Here is a 15,352-nt window from a genome sequence, read left to right as displayed (position 1 = left end):
AAAAGTGATTTAAATATTTTTTTATGAGGGAAAGAAACTGTAACTTTAGGAATAAAAACAAGCGAAATGAAACCACAATTTAAAGCCATACCCGCCAATAAGTTAAGCCTGTTTCCTGAAAACATTTTTGACAAGATACCGGCAAACCATCCCGTTATGTTAGTAAATGAATTGGTGGATGGTTTGGATATAGACCACATAATCAAGCAATATAAAGGCGGAGGTACGACGAGTTATCATCCCCGCATGATGTTAAAAGTATTGTTCTACGCCTATTTAAACAATATTTATTCGTGTCGTAAAATCGAAAAAGCGTTACATGAAAACATTCATTTTATGTGGCTTTCGGGGGAATAGCCTTCCCGATTACAGAACCATCAATTATTTTCGGGGCAAAAGGCTGAAGGGGAGTATTCAGCAGTTGTTCGGGGATGTGGTTCGCATGTTACAGAAGTTGAAATATGTCAGCCTTGAAGTCCAATACATAGACGGTACGAAGATAGAATCGGCATCCAATCGTTATCGTTTTGTGTGGAAAGGGAGTGTAGAGAAAAACAAAGCGAAATTGGAAAAGAAAATACAGGCAATCTTGTCGGTAATAGAATCACAGATTAAAGAAGACCAATCGGAACCGGATGGGGAGGATACCTCCAAAGCCATTGACAGCAAAGAGCTAAAAGAAATGCTGTCAAAGTTGAACAGCGAAATAAAAGACAAAGACAAAACCATCCAAAAGCAGTTAAAAAAGTTGGCAGAAGAACACCTGCCCAAATTGGAGCAATATGAGCAACAGTTGGAAACGCTTGGCGGGAGGAACAGCTACAGCAAGACAGATGAGGATGCTACCTTTATGCGCTTGAAAGATGACCACATGCAAAACGGTCAGCTGAAACCGGCTTACAATGCACAAATCAGTACCGAAGATCAGTTCATTACCCATTACAGCATCCACCAAACGCCTGGCGACACCACGACTTTAGAAAAGCACCTCGACGGTTTTGAACAACAATACGAAACCCAAAGCAAAGAAATATCAGCCGATGCAGGTTATGGAAGCGAAGAGAATTACGAAATGCTGGAAAACAAACAAATAGCCGCTTATGTCAACATGGCTGCCACACATTAAAAAAAAGAAGGGAGGCGATATCTTTGTAATTTTGCGAATTGCAAACCCAAAATCAAAGTATATGCCTCCCAACATTCTGCCTTTAGAGTTATATAAAGACATCCTGTCAGTAGCAAAGATATTACAATTAAGGGATTTTCTGTACTGTTTTATGTGTATTCGATATGGAGTAAGTGTACGGAGTTTATGCCGCTATAGTAACTACTCTGTTCGCACTTGGTTTCGTTTTATGTCAGAGGACTACCTGTGGGAGCGCATTCGTATGAAGTTGTTTTTGAAGTGGGTGTATCAACCGGAGGAGAATTATATTATAGCCATAGACGAAGTGGTAGAAGGGAAAAGTCGGGACAAGACCTATGGTTTGTCGAAGTTTTGGAGCAGCATTCAGAAATGCCCCATATTCGGGATTTGTTTTTTTGTGCTTCTCTGATAGCTGTGGGGAAACGGAAATCATATCCGATGGTGGTAGAGCAAGTCGTACAGACAGAGGGGGACAGGAAGCGGATAGCGGAACAGAAAAAGAAGGCATTAGCTGGCAAGCGCGCAGTGCCGAAGGCAGATGTTTGGTTCGTGGCAGGAAGCAAGGCAGCAAAAACCGACCCAAGCAGCCCAATCCTACGGCATCCTTTCGGGCATTCACCGCCTTGTTAAACAAGTTGCTTTCGTGCTTACCGGGCATCAACCTGACCTATATGGTAGCAGACTGTGCTTATGCCTCGGCAGATTATTTCTCTGCGGTAACAAAGACCGGACTTCACCTGATTACCCGTTTGCCTGTAAATGCCGCCCTCGTCTATGCCTACTCAGACCCAGTAGCCCCAAAACATCGGGGAAGACCCAAAAAATACGGAGAAAAAGTAGATTTGAACAACCTTGATAACCAAGAACTGAAAGACACCAAAACCGAAAATGGTCTCCTTACTCAGATATGGCAACTGCCCTGTTACAACAAATCCTTAAGCAAAAACCTGTTAAATGTGGGGATAGTAAAAATAACCAATTTGAAAACCCAAAAAGTAGCCTTCTCTAAATTTTGCACCACCGACCCTAACCTCGACTGGCAAACTATGATAGATTATTATAGTTTGCGTTTTCAGATTGAGTTTGACTTTCGGGATGCCAAACAATTTTTCGGACTATCCGATTTCAAAAACTACACCTCGAAAAATCTGACCAATTTTGTTAATCTATGCTTTACCGCTACCTTGACGGCTAAAATTTTGCAGGCACAATATCAGGTTAAATACAATAACCCTAACTTTAGCATTTTAGACCTCAAAATACTCTGTAATACGCGTTTTACGGTCAAAACAGTTATTAAATTGGTACGAAAATCGCCCGATTCAATTTTTAATACTCAATTCGCAGACGGGTTTATGCCAACAGATTTGGTCAATGTCGCTTAAATATCTATAATATAGAAGAAAAAACACGACCGTCTTATCTTATATTTGTGGCAGCCTTGTTGTTATGTGAAATACAATTATTTCCACCATGAGCAAAAAAAGGCTCAAAAGAATAATCCATTTCTGGTTCAGAACTTATACTACAACAAACAGGAAGATTATTATGTATGTCCGATGGATAAAAGGATGGAGTTCGCCGGAAAAGGCAAACGGATAAGTTCCAATGGTTATGAATCAGAATTGCATTATTATGAAGCCAAACATTGTGAAGGGTGTCCGATGCGGGAAATGTGCCACAACTCACCCGGAAACAGAAGGATGGAAGTCAGCCATAATCTGAACCGGCACAGAGACAGAGCAAGAGAACTGCTTACTTCCCCAAAAGGGTTATACTACCGGAGCAAACGACCGGTAGAAGTAGAAGCGGCATTCGGACAAATGAAAAGCAACAACAAGTTCACAAGGTTCACATTAAGGGGGCTTGATAAGGTTGCTATTGAATTTGGGTTAATGGCAATAGGGCATAACTTGAGAAAATTGGCAAAGAAGAAGGGAAATGCACAAAAAAACGGTCAAAATCCCTCATATACCGACCAAAATCAAGCAATAGTACTCCACTTTATCATTTTTGATAGTGCATGGGACATAGCCGCTTAATTATCAGCTTAAATTAACCCACAATGTGGATGCTTTTTAGACAGCCTCATATACCGGCAATTATCAAAACAACTATATTTGTTCAAACTAAATTGCAGAAAATTATGGATTCTCAAAGCAACCGCACCAATTTCGACATCACTACCACCGAAGAAGACCAACTATTAGATATAGCCGAAAGCGGAACGAAAACAAGCTACAAGGCGCAGGCATTGCTATATTTAGCAAAGACGATAGAATTTCCTGTCGAATTGCCTGTTTTGGCAAATGGTGGCGATACATGGTACACTTCGTTTAAAAACTTGCAGGATAAAGTATCTGCAATCTATCCTAATCCTTCCAATCATACTGCAACCCTCAGTTATGATTTGGATAGTAGGGAGACTGCACTTTTTATTCTGTACAGCCCAATTGGGCAAGTATTAAACACAGCAACATTTATTGATAGTGGCGAATATTTAATTGATGTCCATAATTATACTGCCAGTTTGTACTTTTATTCGGTCAGCATTAATGGCAGCCCAGTTACCGTCAATAAATTTTTAATTGTTAAATAATTTTAAAACTTTAATGGCGCGCAACAAAAGTTGCGTGCCATTTTTTAGTTGATAAAACTATGAAGAACATAATATTATTTGTAGCATTATCTGCTTTACCCTTTTTAACGGCAAAGCCACAGCCCTATTTTATGCAAAATTATTCGTGGGCAAATGTGCAACAGGCAGATAAAATTTTGCAAAGAGACTCTCTATATATAGTGGCGGGCACATATAAAAACCTTTCTACTCAGCAATGGAATTCTTATACAGCCTCTGTTAGTGTTGAAGGCCTTAATTGGAATAAAACTGACCTGACAGGAAGCTATTTTGCAACTATTGCGGAAGACCTTATTGAATACAACAACAGTAATTATTATTTGATTAACAGTGCATTGAATTTAAATACAGAGAGACTATTCAGCTATTATACTGTTTTAAATGAATATTTAGAAATGACAGATGGCATATCTAATGAAGATTGGCAGCTACAGCAAAACCAAACATTCTGCGCAGCATTAACGAGCGATAACCTGTTATTTACCGGAGGTTGGATACTAAAGCCCGATTTAGATGGAAGGAATTTATATTTAACAAAACTACATCCCAATGCGGGTGAGTTATTATTAGACACCATATACAACTATTACTTCAATACCCCGTTCAAATACAACTGGATACAAGACATAGCCGCCACGCCCGACGGCGGGGCATACCTGCTGGCTACAGTTAACCAAGATGGGGTTACAGGTGATATAGCCCTGATCAAAATAGACTCCCTTGGTAACTGGCTTTGGCATCAGGTATTCGACCTTAATCCTTCCACTTGGATATCGTTGGATGTAGCAACAAGTTTATTTGTTGGCAATAGTGGAAATATCTTTTTTTCCGGAAGGCGATACCATCCCAATGTAAATACTTATGCTTATGTTTACAAGATTAACCCGGATCATAGTGTTGCATGGATAAACAACGAACATTTTTTGGAAAGTCCCGCATCCAGCATAAAAGAATTAACAACGGGAGAAGTTGTCGTTGCCGGTACGACCTACCCATATTCCATGGCTCCATTGGTACTAAAAGATGCCGAAATTGTAAAACTTGACAGTTCGGGGAACACGCTTTGGAAACGGAGATACGGAGGCAACAGACCGGACTATTTCTACGACCTCATCGTTCAAAACCATGACTTTAGCGGCAAAAGCGGGTATGTGCTGTGCGGCAGAACGGAGAGCAACACCGCTTCAGGTGAGGGGGCAGACGCCTGGTTGGTCCGGCTGAACTGCATGGGTTTGCTTACCGAACCTAAGGCTGATTTTTTGGTGCTGCCATACCCATCCATGCCCCAAACCATAGCCTTTGCCAACCAAACCCAGTATGTTTACCCCGACAGCATAGACGGCGGGCATTATATCTTAGACTGGGGCGATGGCAGCCCGCTTTTGCTTTGTGGTCAGGGCTACGAGCCTTGTAGCGGCAGCCTGCCCACCCACACCTACCAATCATCAGGGCTGTTTCCCGTTACCCTGCAAGCCATTGTTTGCAACGATACTTCCACCCTTACCCGTGCGGTTTGCATCGGCTTCGACCCCGAACCAGAAGCCGCTTTCAATCACGAAATATTAGATTACACCGTATTGTTTACCAACCTCAGCCAAAACGCCTACTTAGAACAAGGCGGTCTGCTAAGTTGGGATTTCGGCGACGGCAGCCCGCCCGTTTCTCAAGAACACCCCGTACACATATATCCCGACAACGGCAGCTTTACCGTTACCCTGACGCTCATAGTTTGTCAGGATACTTCGGTTTATACCGAAACCATAGCCATAGCAAAACCGGTGGGCATCCCTGAAAATTCCCCTCCTTCGGAGGGGCAAGGGGTGGGTTCTTCAATCCATGACTCGTCCTAAAAAAAGTTTACAGGTTAATGATTAAATCCTGATACAAATTTACAATTAAAAATTAGTCCTGCAATTGGTTTACAGGAGTTACCTTTTTTTGATAATAATTCTTCCATAATCTTTGTGTTTTTATTGGGTTTGATGAATGATGTACCTGACTGGGAGTAAGTTTACTGATGCTTAGGTGTGGTCTGTCGTCATTGTAAAGCTGTATAACGCTGTTCAATAACTCCGTTGCTTCCTTGATATTACTGACTTGGTAAGCCTCTAAATACTCTTCTTTGATGATACCGTTTACTCTTTCGGCAACAGCATTTTCAAGAGGGTCTCCGTTCTCGGTCATTGAGATTTGTATATTGTAATCCTGTAATAACTTTACATACTCCTTGCTGCAATATTGTATGCCTCTGTCGCTGTGGTGTGTGAGCGGCAAAAGGCTCTCTGCCCCTTCAAAGGCAGAGAGAGCCTTTTGCAGGGCGGCAATACTTTCGATAGCTTCCAATGTTTCTGCTACGTGCCAGCCTACTATTTTGTGTGAGTAAGCATCGGTGATAAAACTGATGTACAGATGTTTATTGTCAGCTATTTTCCAATAGGTAATATCACTTACCCATAATTGATTCGGGGCGGTTGGTACAAAATCCCTTATCAAATTAGGGTATTTTCTGAGCCAGTGATAAGAGTTGGTGGTTTGTATTCTCCGCTTTCTTTTTCTTATCAGTAAATGATTAGATGAAAGTAAGTTAAACAAAGCATCTCTACCCATTTTAATGCTGTTTTCAAGCAGAAAGGGTTGCAATTTTTCATAGAGTTTTCGAGTGCCTAATCTCGGATGATTTTGCCGGATTTGCTTTACCTGTTGCAGCACTAATTCTTCTTCGATAGTGGTATCAATGGCTTTCCACGAGTTTTGATAATATCCCTGTCTGGTGATACCAAGCCAAGAACATAGCTTGGCAAGTCCTATGTTCTGAAAAGTGTTTTTCATTTCTTCGATGGCTTGGTATTGTACTTTTTTCTTATCGGAATATTAAACTCCCGTTCGGCAATGTCCACCATCGTAGAAAAGGCAATGGCTTTCATCTCGGCTTCTTTGAGTTGAGCTTCCAGTTCTGCTATCCTTTTTTTCAATTGAAGCGTTTCAAAGTCTTCGATTATCTTTTCTGATGTTGTTGTCTTTTGTGCCATAACTGTATCATTATTGGCTGTAAAATTAGGTCTTCTGGTTTTAACAGAAGTATCGTAGCCTAATTGTCGCATCCACCGAAGCAGTTGTCCGTGTTCTTCCTGTTGCCCGGTGTATTTTTCCCAAATCTCCTGTTTAGTACTACCCGAACTCAACAGTTCCTGAAGAATGTGATGTTTTTCCGAATCTGTAAAATACTTATTCGGCTTCTGAATGATGATTTTTCCGGATTTTAATCCTGTAATTAATTTACTTTTTTTGTCCATTTTTACACTTTTTAGTGTAAACCTATTTCAGGACGAGACAATATCGGTGGCACATCTGCCGGAGGGGATGTATTTGTATTCCGTCGAGCAATTGGGCATGGTGTTGGCGAGGGGGAAGGTGGCGGTGGTTAGGTAAGTGAAAAACCTGAAAGGTGGCGTGTTTAAATCCTTATAGGTTTGACAAACCTATAAGGTTTGACATATACCGGCAATTATCAAAACAACTATATTTGTTCAAACTAAATTGCAGAAAACTATGAGCTTTCAAAGCAACCGCACCATTTTTGAGATCACAAATACCGAAGAAGCATAACTCTGCGATATTGCCCATCAGAACATTATATCAATCTCCGAAGCAGATACCCAAATCTTTTGCTGTTAAAATGGTATCGCTGCTCACATCTACTTTTTTCATTCTGTCGGCAACAAGTTCGAGTTTTACATACTCAATTTTTGGAGGGTCAATAGATACCATCACCTGATTGCGTCCTTCGGCAAGCCCACGGGTGGCGGCAGCACCAAAGCGCAATGAAATAAGCCGGTCAAAAGCGGTAGGGCTGCCTCCTCGCAGGAGGTGTCCGAGAACTACATCTCGCACCTCAATTTTGGTTAACCCGGAAAGATCTTTTGCCACATTTTCCCCGACTCCACCCAATCGTTTGGTTTTTCCGCCGTCTTTTTCCTGGTAAATCTGTTGCCCGCCAATTGGCAATGCACCTTCTGCCACTACGATAATGGCATATTGTTTTGAAGGGTAAACCTTGTTCAAAAGGTAGTCTGCCACTTTGTTAATATCGTAAGGTATTTCGGGAATAAGGATGGCATCTGCGGATGCAGATATGCCTGAATGAAGGGCAATCCATCCTGCATAACGTCCCATAACCTCTACTACCATCATTCGCCCATGCGAGCGGGCAGTGGTATGCAGCCGGTCAATACATTCAGTAGCAAAAGCTACCGCAGTATCAAATCCAAAGGTTACGACCGTATGGTCCAAATCGTTGTCAATCGTTTTTGGAACCCCTATAATCCGTACCCCGCGTTTGCCCAATTCATTGGCAATTTTCAATGACCCGTCTCCTCCTACTGCAATCATCGCATCAATTTTATGGTCTTTTAAAGACTGAATCAATTGGTCGGTCATATCAATTGTAATGTCATTTCCGTCTGCATCTTTTCCGGGGTATTTAAACGGATTTCCCCGGTTGGTTGACCCTAAGATTGTGCCTCCAAGCGGGGTTATATATTGCACATCAGCAGGTGTCAGCAACTGAATTCCACCTCTCTTGTACTTTCCGGGAAACAACAACCCGTCGTATCCATCCCGAATACCTATACATTCCCATCCGCGATTGGCTGCTGAAAGCACTACCGATTTAATCACGGCATTCAAACCGGGCGCATCTCCACCTCCGGTAGATATGGCAATCTTTTTAATCAGGGGTATGTTACTCTTCACAAACTTTAAGTTTTATTGTTTAAAAAAATTATCAGCATATAGCCGATTATAAAGCAGCAAAAACTCGCTAAAAGAAGAAGGCTAAAATAAAATTAAAAAGTACTTCCTTGTTCATCATACATTCATAAAACCAACGTGATTATGAAGCAAAACAGAAATCACAACTCTAACAACTTAAATCCATGCTTACTCAACCTAAATACCAAAATGTCGGGAAGTTTGAATTTTAATAAAAATCAACGCAATATTTAACTATTCAAACAACCTTAAAGGCCGTCGTTGTCGTCTGATTTTCGACATTGTTTTCGGGTTCAAACCCAAAAATTTTTGCAAGTTACGAAATGTTCATAAATTGCGTGAACTTGTTATTGAACGAAAAATCTCAACCATCTTTAGCCTCTTATCTATGAAAAAAATTATTTTAACCGGTCTGATGATAGCCATCTATTTGTGGGGGTTGGTTAGTTTGCAGACCATCTCAGCCTTTGGTTGTCTGTACATCTGTTTTGAACAAAGCCAAACAGAAACAATTTGGTGTGGCAATGATTTGCCGGAAGAACAATGTGAATTGATATCAATTCCCCCTGAACAAAACAGTTCCATTCAGTACATATCAGGGCAGGTTTACGTAAAATTCAGAACCCCTGCACATCCTTTGGTAGATTTTAAATCAGGACAAAATCCACAAACTACCCGATGGGCAGCCTTGCTCGAACCATTTGGAATAACCGCTATTCAAAAGGCCTTTCCCCGATTGCCTGAAATGGAATTGTATTATCGCATAAAATTTGATAAATCTGAATTGACTGCGGAATTGATTTCCAGGTTAGAGCGCTTTCCTTATGTTGAGTTTGCCGAAAAGGTGCCCCAGCATAAAACCTTTCTCACCCCCAACGATATTCATCCAAACCAATACAATGTTTTGATAACGCAGGCAGAACAAGCCTGGGACATCACAACCGGAAACAGCAATATTGTAATCGGAATGGTGGACGACGCAGTTCGGCTCGACCACGAAGATTTAGCTGCCAATATATGGACCAATCCGGGAGAAATTGCCGGAAACGGGATTGACGACGACGGCAACGGATATATTGACGACATCAATGGTTGGGATGCTGCCGACAACGACAACAACCCCAACCCTCCCGCTTCTGCCGATAATTTTAATTTTTCTCATGGCACACATTGTGCCGGAATAGCCGCCGCAGTAACCGACAATGGCACGGGCATCGCCTCGGTTAGCTTTAACGTCAGTTTGATGGCGGTAAAAATCGCAGATGATGCAACCGATCAGTTGACCGGCGCAATTGAAGGAGTAGAATATGCCATTGCATCGGGGGCAGATGTGATTAGTATGTCCTGGGGTGGTGGTGCTCCATCCGCCACCGAGCAGGCCGTATTTACAACTGCCCACAATCAAGGCATTGTTTTAATTGCTGCTGCAGGAAACGACAACACATCCGAATTAATGTATCCTGCTTCCTATCAATATGTGATTAGCGTTGGCGCATCTGATGACAATGATCTCCGGGCCGATTTTTCAAATTTTGGAGATAGTATTGATGTGATGGCTCCCGGAGTTCAGATTTGGAGTACCGTAGCTACAAGCACTTCTGCTTACGAATTTTATGATGGCACTTCAATGGCCTGCCCTTATGTAGCAGGCTTGGCGGCCTTGATGCTGTCGTTCGACCCCACCGCAACACCTGACAGGATAGAACAGTGTCTTGAAGAAACCGCCGATAATATTGACGGTCTGAACCCGGGATTTGAAGGCCAGTTAGGAGCCGGAAGGGTCAATGCTTTTCTTGCTGTTCAATGTACCCCTTCCGAACCAATTGCCAACTTTACCTGGTCGGCACAACCTCCCTGTGCGGGTGAAGTCTTTACATTTCTTGATCTAAGTGCCGGAACAGAATTAGATAGCTGGCAATGGTCATTTCCGGGAGGAACTCCTTTCAGCAGTACTGCTCAGTTCCCCACGGTTTCCTACCCAACTTCAGGCAGCTATGAGGTAACTCTTACCGTGTCAAACTATTTGGGCACCAGTACAATTACCAAAACTGTGATTATAGCCCCTCCGAGTGCTTATATTACCGGAGCTGCGGTCATCCTGTTGGGGTATGTCGTTCCGGTAGAAGTGAGCTTTACCGGCTCACCGCCCTGGACATTTACTTACTCAAACGGTGCTTCGACCCAAACCGTGTCGGGTGTTACCGAAAACCCGTATATTCTAAATCTCGCTCCCCAGTTTACCACTACCTATACCCTGACCTCCATGAGCAACCCGTCTTGCACCGGTACTGTTGGCGGAACGGCAACAATTGTGGTCATAGTGCCAAGCGAGATTAACGATATTTGCGACAATGCTCTCCCATTTCCGGCACTCAGCATTGGCACTCAAAGTTGTATTATCGGCAATAACGAAAACGCATTTGCCGAATTGCCCTATATCAACCAAAACAACTGCGCCGGAATACCGATGCCCGGCCCTGCAGCCGACTTATGGTATAGTTTTGTGGCCGTTTCAAATATATTGGATGTTTCCCTGACTTTCGATATGGATACCGCAGTGGTTGCCCTCTACGAGGGTGCTTGCAATGCCCTTATCGGACGAGATTGTGCGGTGTCAACCACCGGAAATATCAATGCTACATTCGCTCCTGTTACGCCCGGATTGACCTACCATATACAAATTAGCGGCGGATCTGCCGGCGATACCGGCGATTTTCAGCTTTGTCTGGAAAACTATGGTGAAACAATAGATGAAATCTGTATGTTGGGACAAAGTTTAGTCGCCACTCCTCCACCGGTTTTAGGCACTTATCTGCCCGGCCAAAATGTGTTGTTTTGCTTTACAGTCGAAGGGTATAATCAAAATGCAGCCGACTGGTTTCATGGCTTAGTGCCTGTTTTGGGCAATGGTTGGGATGCTTCCACATTAACCCCGACTTCTATTCCTCCTCCATGTTCGGGAGGTGGTGCATGGGATTGGTACACTACCCCTGTTGTTAGTGATGGCGGTGGTTCCGGAGCAATTACCGGACCCCAAGGTCCCGGATTTTTCTTTGAGTCAGATGCAGGTTGTCCGGGAGTTTGTGACCCTTTAGATCCGGGAGACAATTTTGGCGATCCTACCGATACCGGTTGCGGGTGGGAGTTTTGTTTCACAGTAAGCACCCTTGCCGCATGTCCTCCTGCTTTTGACGGACAAAACCTAAGCATCACTTTCCGCAATTTTTCAGATTCAGAAACAGGTAGTTGGGGGGTAGTTAGTATTTGTCCTGATGATCCTGAATATACGTTTAAAGCTGTGCTTTCGTGTTGTGCTATTCCCGAAATGACCGGAACATTTCCTACCTGTGCTGAACCAAATATCGGGGTAATCACCGCCACGGCAACTGCGGGCATCCCACCTTTTGAGTTTGCTTGGAGTACCGGTTTTGTTGAATCCAATAACAATTCTTCCACCATCAGCAACCTTCCCGCAGGGTTTTATATAGTAACTGTTACAGACAGCGAGGGTTGCGCAAAAGAAGCCTCTTTCACCCTGATTGCACAAAACAATTTTACTATAGAAGTTTCAGAAGATCCTACAATATGCGGTGGTGATGGTGCTCAGTTAAATGTCATCGGCGGAGTATCTTATGTTTGGGCACCAAGTACAGGGCTATCTGCTAACAATATTGCCAATCCTGTTGCCAGCCCGGAAAGTACCACTCAGTATGTGGTAGTAGCTACTGATGCCAGCGGTTGTACAGCTTATGGAATCATAACGGTAAATGTCAATCCTGATCCGGATGTAGATGCCGGACAAGGAGGGGTAATTTGTCCGGGAGAAAGTATTAACCTGTCTGCTTCAGGTGGATTTGCTTATAGTTGGTCGCCTCCGGACGGATTATCCGTTACCAATTTCTCAAATCCTGTTGCTACACCTGCTCAAACCACTACCTATACGGTTACGGTAACCGGTAATTACGGATGTTCGGCAACAGACAATGTTACCGTCATAGTCGCTCCTCCCCCATTTTTTCCGGTAAATAATATTGATACAGTAGCCTGTAGTACAGATGTGTTGGAATTACAACTGACCGATATTAACTTTATCTCCAACTACAATTACGAATGGTCGCCTACAACCGGTTTGAGCAATCCCAATATCCCAAATCCAGTTGCAACTGTAACAAGCGATATTACCTATACCATCACAGTTACCAATCCACAAGGCTGCCAAACTGTAAGAACCGTTGACATAATATTGAACAATGCTGACTTTTCTGTCAATTTGGGTGCCGATACAGTTCTTTGCAATGGTGGAACGCTTAACCTCAATGCAGGAGCAGGCTTTGAATCTTACTTATGGAGCAATGGCAGCACTACCGAAAGCATCACCGCATCTGAAAGCGGTGTTTATTCCGTAACGATTACCAATGATATCGGGTGTTCGGCAACCGATGAAATTGACATCAGTATAGATAGCGTACAGCCTGAAATAACCGGCAACCTGACTATTACAGAAGAAGAATCAACCACCTTGAGTACACAACAGGGATTTTCTCAGTATTTATGGTCAAACAGCGCAGTGACTCCCTCTATTACCGTATCAGATGGAGGAGAATATGCGGTTTCAGTGACTAATTCCAACGGATGTACCGGAATGGATGCGGTTACCGTTCAGGTATTAAACCGCAATGAATTATTGATTCCTTCTGCATTTTCGCCCAATGGCGATGGGATGAATGATTTGTTCAGAGTGGTGAACAGCAATCCAGTTGAATCTTTTAATCTGATAGTCTATAACCGTTGGGGAAACCAACTTTATGAAACTGATAATATATTGTCCGGTTGGAACGGGGCATTTAAAAACACCGATTCTGAATTAGGGGTGTATGTTTATTTCATTGAGGTAACTTTTGTAGGTGATGTAACTAAAACCTATCATGGAAATGTAACCCTAATACGGTAGGGTACTGGAATAAAATTTTGATGCTTAACCAAGGATGTTAAGTCCGTAATAAACGTAATGCCATAAATTAGTGGTAATTTGCAGCGTTTATATCCAAGACTAAATATCCGGTACATGGGCGAAGTTACCCTGAACAATCGTTATCAGTTTGACCCTATTCATGATGAAATAGGCAGAGGCGGACTTGCAACGGTTTATAAGGCTTATGATTTGCAGTTAAAACGTAATGTAGCCCTGAAAAGGTTTAAAATTGAAGATGCTGACGATAAATACTCGTTAGAAAATGAAATTCAACGTGCTATAGATTTTCAGCATCCCAATTTGCTGCGGTACTACGATTTTTTTAACCATACCTATCATGACGAGCATCAGCATCCCTATCAAGTGCAATATGGGGTCATGGAGTTAATTGATGAAGGAGACCTCAGTCATTGGCTGAAGCAAAATCCGGACGAATCTCAACTTTTGCAAGTTTTTACAGGCATTCTAAAGGGTTTGGACTACCTGCACCGCCCGGATGTGTCAACCGGTAAACCAGCAATAGTTCACCGCGATATAAAACCTTCCAATATCCTGCTTAAAAGGGCAAGCAATGGTGATTTGATTCCTAAAATTTGCGATTTCAATATCAGTAAGGCCACAAATGCCGAACAAACCGATGCCTCTAAAAGCTTTGTCGGAACATTTGAATACATGTCTCCCGAACAAATCAACCCGGCCAAGTTCGGTATAAATGGTAAAACCTCTGCTAATACCGATTTGTGGGCATTGGGTGTCATGTTATTCGACCATCTGAACCCAAACAACGAATCGTTACTTGGAAAAAGAAGTGAAGGCACTACTCAAGGACAAATTTTAGATAATATTCTGAATAAAAATATCCCGGTTGAACAGATTGACAAACTACCGGCTCCTTTTAATGAAATTGTAAAACTTTGTCTTGTCAGAGATGCTCATAAAAGAGTGCAAACGGCCGAAGAACTGCTTAAGATTATAGAAAAAGTGCCGTTACAGGCAAAAAAAGAAAAAAGAAATACTCATCGAGAAAATACAACCACCGGAAAGAAGAATGTTACCGATTTGCCTCCGACCATTCAAAATGCAAAAACTGCTACCCCTAAAACTAGTTCTTCTCCGTTTTCATGGAAAATTTGGTTTTCAGTTGCGCTTTTTGTGTTAATTGGTTTAAGCGCATTAATTGGGTATTTTATCGAAGAAGAAAATAAAACAGAATACCCGGATACTTTGATAAATAGTCCTGATACCACCCGACCAAAAATAGGTATCAGGATAAACGAGACTAAAAGTGAAGAAAATACAACATCAAATCCAAAATTGCTTCCGCTAAACCGGACAAAAGTAGGACTTAAAAGTATCAGTCAACTACAAAAAGACAATGACCTAATCAAGCAATACATTGCCGACAACAGACTGATTGCCCAACCTACCGGTTCAGGGCTTTATTTTGCCATGTCAAGATTGGGACTGGGCAAAAAACCTACTCTGGAAAATACAGTTGTGGTTAACCAAAAAGGATATTTGTTAAACGGCACAGTTTTCGATTCTTCGTATGATCGGGGCAAACCTGATGAACTACCTTTAAATGCGCTCATACCGGGATGGCAAGAGGGTTTGCAAATCTTTAGAGAAGGTAGTAAGGGAATACTCCTTATTCCTTCGGCATTGGCTTATGGAGAAGCAGGAGCTACCAATATACCTCCAAACTCTGTTCTTATTTTTGATATTGAGTTGTTAGAGGTGAAATAACAATTCAACTACTGATTGAGAGCTAACACAACTTGTGATTTATTTCATCAGATCAAAATGTTGCTAAATCAGATTTATC

At 42.3% G+C, this 15,352-nt stretch carries 13 protein-coding genes; 10 read left to right on the top strand and 3 right to left on the bottom strand.

Features of this window, described 5'->3' with window-relative positions; translation table 11 throughout:
* Nucleotides 1-66 precede the first annotated feature (66 nt).
* The 7 genes from IPM47_08060 (at nt 67) to IPM47_08030 (ending at nt 5,635) form a co-directional block, all read left to right on the top strand.
* Nucleotides 67-357 (top strand): transposase, encoded by a 291-nt coding sequence (locus IPM47_08060; GenBank protein ID QQS30866.1) that lies wholly within the window; start codon nt 67-69, stop codon nt 355-357.
* Nucleotides 320-1,126 (top strand): transposase, encoded by an 807-nt coding sequence (locus IPM47_08055; protein ID QQS30865.1) that lies wholly within the window; start codon nt 320-322, stop codon nt 1,124-1,126. Before IPM47_08060 ends, IPM47_08055 begins: the two co-directional genes overlap by 38 nt.
* 61 nt (nt 1,127-1,187) lie before the next feature.
* Complete coding sequence (locus tag IPM47_08050; protein ID QQS30864.1) at nt 1,188-1,556, top strand: hypothetical protein; 369 nt, start codon at nt 1,188-1,190, stop codon at nt 1,554-1,556.
* Nucleotides 1,483-2,532: a transposase gene (locus IPM47_08045; protein ID QQS30863.1), complete on the top strand. Its 1,050-nt coding sequence runs from the start codon at nt 1,483-1,485 to the stop codon at nt 2,530-2,532. The genes IPM47_08050 and IPM47_08045 overlap by 74 nt, the downstream gene beginning before the upstream one ends.
* 66 nt (nt 2,533-2,598) lie before the next feature.
* Complete coding sequence (locus IPM47_08040) at nt 2,599-3,189, top strand: transposase (protein QQS30862.1); 591 nt, start codon at nt 2,599-2,601, stop codon at nt 3,187-3,189.
* Between the two features lie 104 nt (nt 3,190-3,293).
* Nucleotides 3,294-3,746 carry a T9SS type A sorting domain-containing protein gene (locus tag IPM47_08035; GenBank protein ID QQS30861.1) on the top strand — a complete coding sequence of 151 codons (453 nt, stop codon included), beginning with the start codon at nt 3,294-3,296 and terminating at the stop codon, nt 3,744-3,746.
* A gap of 59 nt (nt 3,747-3,805) precedes the next feature.
* A complete protein-coding gene (locus tag IPM47_08030) occupies nt 3,806-5,635 on the top strand; it encodes a hypothetical protein (GenBank protein ID QQS30860.1) in 1,830 nt (609 codons plus the stop codon).
* A 52-nt stretch (nt 5,636-5,687) separates the two neighbouring features.
* Here the strand turns inward: IPM47_08030 and IPM47_08025 are convergent, their stop codons facing one another.
* Both IPM47_08025 and IPM47_08020 read right to left on the bottom strand, forming a co-directional pair.
* Nucleotides 5,688-6,614, bottom strand: coding sequence for an IS3 family transposase (locus IPM47_08025; protein ID QQS30859.1), 927 nt, complete (start codon nt 6,612-6,614; stop codon nt 5,688-5,690).
* Entirely contained in the window at nt 6,611-7,078 is a 468-nt protein-coding gene (locus tag IPM47_08020) for a hypothetical protein (GenBank protein ID QQS30858.1), read from the bottom strand. Before IPM47_08020 ends, IPM47_08025 begins: the two co-directional genes overlap by 4 nt.
* Here IPM47_08020 and IPM47_08015 point away from each other — a divergent pair.
* On the top strand, nt 7,071-7,214 hold the full coding sequence (locus IPM47_08015) for a hypothetical protein (protein ID QQS30857.1): 144 nt from the start codon (nt 7,071-7,073) through the stop codon (nt 7,212-7,214). The two genes, IPM47_08020 and IPM47_08015, sit on opposite strands and share 8 nt — an antisense overlap.
* A gap of 207 nt (nt 7,215-7,421) precedes the next feature.
* Here the strand turns inward: IPM47_08015 and IPM47_08010 are convergent, their stop codons facing one another.
* Complete coding sequence (locus IPM47_08010; GenBank protein ID QQS31419.1) at nt 7,422-8,519, bottom strand: ATP-dependent 6-phosphofructokinase; 1,098 nt, start codon at nt 8,517-8,519, stop codon at nt 7,422-7,424.
* 424 nt (nt 8,520-8,943) lie between these two features.
* On the opposite strand from IPM47_08010, the gene IPM47_08005 reads away from it, so the two are divergent.
* Together IPM47_08005 and IPM47_08000 are read left to right on the top strand one after the other, a co-directional pair.
* The gene (locus tag IPM47_08005; protein QQS30856.1) at nt 8,944-13,506 is read left to right on the top strand and encodes a S8 family serine peptidase; all 4,563 of its coding nucleotides are present in this window, start codon (nt 8,944-8,946) and stop codon (nt 13,504-13,506) included.
* A 114-nt stretch (nt 13,507-13,620) separates the two neighbouring features.
* Nucleotides 13,621-15,273 (top strand): protein kinase, encoded by a 1,653-nt coding sequence (locus IPM47_08000; protein ID QQS30855.1) that lies wholly within the window; start codon nt 13,621-13,623, stop codon nt 15,271-15,273.
* The last annotated feature ends 79 nt before the right edge of the window (nt 15,274-15,352 follow it).

This window comes from Sphingobacteriales bacterium (assembly GCA_016700115.1).
Classification (GTDB): domain Bacteria; phylum Bacteroidota; class Bacteroidia; order Chitinophagales; family UBA2359; genus UBA2359.
This window is presented reverse-complemented; position numbering and strand designations above follow the sequence as displayed.

Coding starts and splice junctions, on each gene's coding strand:
- IPM47_08060 (QQS30866.1), top strand. CDS start 67: ATGAAACCACAATTTAAAGCCATACCCGCCAATAAGTTAAGCCTGTTT.
- IPM47_08055 (QQS30865.1), top strand. CDS start 320: ATGAAAACATTCATTTTATGTGGCTTTCGGGGGAATAGCCTTCCCGAT.
- IPM47_08050 (QQS30864.1), top strand. CDS start 1,188: ATGCCTCCCAACATTCTGCCTTTAGAGTTATATAAAGACATCCTGTCA.
- IPM47_08045 (QQS30863.1), top strand. CDS start 1,483: ATGGTTTGTCGAAGTTTTGGAGCAGCATTCAGAAATGCCCCATATTCG.
- IPM47_08035 (QQS30861.1), top strand. CDS start 3,294: ATGGATTCTCAAAGCAACCGCACCAATTTCGACATCACTACCACCGAA.
- IPM47_08030 (QQS30860.1), top strand. CDS start 3,806: ATGAAGAACATAATATTATTTGTAGCATTATCTGCTTTACCCTTTTTA.
- IPM47_08025 (QQS30859.1), bottom strand. CDS start 6,614: ATGAAAAACACTTTTCAGAACATAGGACTTGCCAAGCTATGTTCTTGG.
- IPM47_08020 (QQS30858.1), bottom strand. CDS start 7,078: ATGGACAAAAAAAGTAAATTAATTACAGGATTAAAATCCGGAAAAATC.
- IPM47_08005 (QQS30856.1), top strand. CDS start 8,944: ATGAAAAAAATTATTTTAACCGGTCTGATGATAGCCATCTATTTGTGG.
- IPM47_08000 (QQS30855.1), top strand. CDS start 13,621: ATGGGCGAAGTTACCCTGAACAATCGTTATCAGTTTGACCCTATTCAT.